3 protein-coding genes and 2 pseudogenes are annotated in these 2,093 nt (G+C 39.3%); 1 reads left to right on the plus strand and 4 read right to left on the minus strand.

What is annotated here, in order from left to right; all coding sequences use genetic code 11:
• Nucleotides 1-159 precede the first annotated feature (159 nt).
• A complete protein-coding gene (locus tag FFM78_RS13550) occupies nt 160-393 on the minus strand; it encodes a hypothetical protein (protein ID WP_010013316.1) in 234 nt (77 codons plus the stop codon).
• Nucleotides 394-922: 529 nt separating this feature from the next.
• Nucleotides 923-1,048: pseudogene (locus FFM78_RS14065) on the minus strand (type II toxin-antitoxin system mRNA interferase toxin, RelE/StbE family); the annotation flags it as partial.
• Between FFM78_RS14065 and FFM78_RS13560 the strand changes: the two are divergent.
• Nucleotides 1,044-1,325, plus strand: a pseudogene (locus FFM78_RS13560) (transposase); the annotation flags it as partial. The pseudogenes FFM78_RS14065 and FFM78_RS13560 overlap by 5 nt on opposite strands.
• A gap of 77 nt (nt 1,326-1,402) precedes the next feature.
• Here FFM78_RS13560 and FFM78_RS14120 read toward each other — a convergent pair.
• Nucleotides 1,403-1,537 carry a hypothetical protein gene (locus FFM78_RS14120; RefSeq protein WP_003645890.1) on the minus strand — a complete coding sequence of 45 codons (135 nt, stop codon included), beginning with the start codon at nt 1,535-1,537 and terminating at the stop codon, nt 1,403-1,405.
• A 70-nt stretch (nt 1,538-1,607) separates the two neighbouring features.
• A complete protein-coding gene (locus tag FFM78_RS13570) occupies nt 1,608-2,030 on the minus strand; it encodes a dihydrodipicolinate synthase family protein (RefSeq protein WP_003688748.1) in 423 nt (140 codons plus the stop codon).
• Nucleotides 2,031-2,093: the final 63 nt, after the last annotated feature.

Below are 2,093 nucleotides of genomic sequence, written 5' to 3' on the forward strand. Positions count from 1 at the left end.
AACACAGTTATTACTCCTTTTAAGTTTTGTCACTTATGAGTCTAACTGGGTTGGACTTTTTTGTTAAATTTCTAAATGTTACAAACTAGCACCACACGTATAAAATGTATCCTGTAATTGCAAAGTTTCCAACTCCCTGAAACATTTTTCCTATAAGAGCTAGGTAGTAGTCGCGCCAATTTGCCAAGAAGGAAAAATTAACTTTACATTTTTTAAAGAAAACTTTTCTTTCTTTTTAGTTGAGGTTTCATCTAAATTAGAAGGCTCATGGACAATCAAAGTTGCAATTAATACGCCAGCAAATGTGAATATACCAAAGACTATAAATCCTAGTCGAAACTGGCTAAGGAACAAAGCACCGATAACGTTAAATCCGTTATTACCTAAAGCCATGCCTAGACCACCATAAGCAGAAGAAGCAGTCCCCTTTCCATCTTCAGGTGCAAAGGATAATCCAGATTTAAAAAGCCAAGAGCTAAAAAAGCCCAACAAACTTTACAACAATAATCGTAAAAAGCGCCTAGAAATAGGCTTTTTTTCATGTTTCGACGTTTGAGAAACGCATTCTAAGTCCAGTTTTTATTAATAAATGGGTTAATGTCCGCTAAATGAATATATAAACTGCGTCATAACTTAACAATTGTGTCGCTTTTTTTGTGCCTTATAATTAAAGGTGTTAAAATACGTCATAACTTACCACCATAAAGCAGTCCAATTAATTTATTGACTTCTAAGTAAAATACCAGGAGTTTTGCTATGAATTAACTATGATCCTAGGTGGTCACTAAAACATTCCTTAATTTAGGGGCTATAACTATCAAATAACCCCTCAAAATCATTGTTAAAATAACCTCCAATATCTATAATGTAGATATTGGGGGCTATTTTAATTTATTTTTTTATAAGTGCCCCTAAACTATAGCTATTGATTCAAGATTTCATGGGAGCCAGTTGCAACCAATAACAAAATCAATTCATCATGATCTAGCTGATAAATAACAATCCAGTTGTCATAATTTTTACCATAGTTTCCATATCTGGCAGGGTTTCAGTATCAGCATCGCCACTGGCAAAACACGCTTAAAGAGCACCATGTATTTCAGAGTATGTCACGTAAAGCCACTTGTCTCGACAACGCCGCCATGGAGTCGTTTTTTCACATTATGAAAGTCGAGGTTATGGATGAATATTTTGAGACCAAAACAGCGCTTATCGAAGCTATGAACGAATGGATAGACTTCTACAATCATCGGCGCATCAAAACAAAACTGGACGGCAAGTCCCCGGTAAAATACCGGGAACTTACCGTCCAGAAAGCAGCTTAATAAAGTTGTCCAATTTTAAGGGTTCACTTTATCAAGCCGTGCCTTGAAAGTCTTTTTTGATTATCCCAATGAAAACTTTAATCGTGATGGCGTGAACGCGTCCCTAAAAAGTAAGCACCAACGGCTAACAGAATCAGTAAGCTGATAATGCCCAAGCCGCCACCCATCCACATAAAGGGCATACCGCCAGTAAAAGCCCAACCGCACATCATGGTCACCACTTTCCTAATTATTTTAGTTTCAGTATACGCGCTTTTGCCAGGTACTACCAACCGTTCTGCATTATTTTAAGCTGTTGAGTAGTTGACTTTGTTCATTGGTGGTTAACGGTAAAATTGGTAGGCGCGTGCTTCCGACTAACCAGTGTTGGGCGTTCAGCGCCGCTTTGACGGGTGCCGGTGAGGGTTGTGTGAATAGTGCTGCCATCTTCGGCATTAAACGTCGTTGAATTTGCCCTGCTTGGGTGATATCGCCGTGGTTCAAGGCGCGGCGCATCGTCGCCATTTCATTTCCAAATAAATGACTCGCCACTGAAATCGTTCCCTGACCACCCAAGACGAGGGTGGTCAAGCTCTGAGCATCTTCGCCCGTGTAAACGAGAAAATCTTTAGGCGCCTTTTCAACAATTGCGGCCAATTCTTCATCGGAACCACATTGTTTGATTCCAATTCTGTTCATGACCACGGCTTGGATTAAAGTTAACATAAAATATATCACCTTGGCTTACCATTGAAGTTCATTACCTTCTGACTTTCCCCAATCAAGCTC

It is taken from the genome of Loigolactobacillus binensis (assembly GCF_005405165.1).
In the GTDB taxonomy this organism is placed as follows: Bacteria; Bacillota; Bacilli; order Lactobacillales; family Lactobacillaceae; genus Loigolactobacillus; species Loigolactobacillus binensis.

Excerpts from the sequence above, each read along its gene's own strand:
- FFM78_RS14120 (WP_003645890.1), bottom strand. The coding sequence starts at position 1,537 with ATGATGTGCGGTTGGGCTTTTACTGGCGGTATGCCCTTTATGTGGATG.
- FFM78_RS13570 (WP_003688748.1), bottom strand. The coding sequence starts at position 2,030 with ATGTTAACTTTAATCCAAGCCGTGGTCATGAACAGAATTGGAATCAAA.
- FFM78_RS13550 (WP_010013316.1), bottom strand. The coding sequence starts at position 393 with ATGGCTTTAGGTAATAACGGATTTAACGTTATCGGTGCTTTGTTCCTT.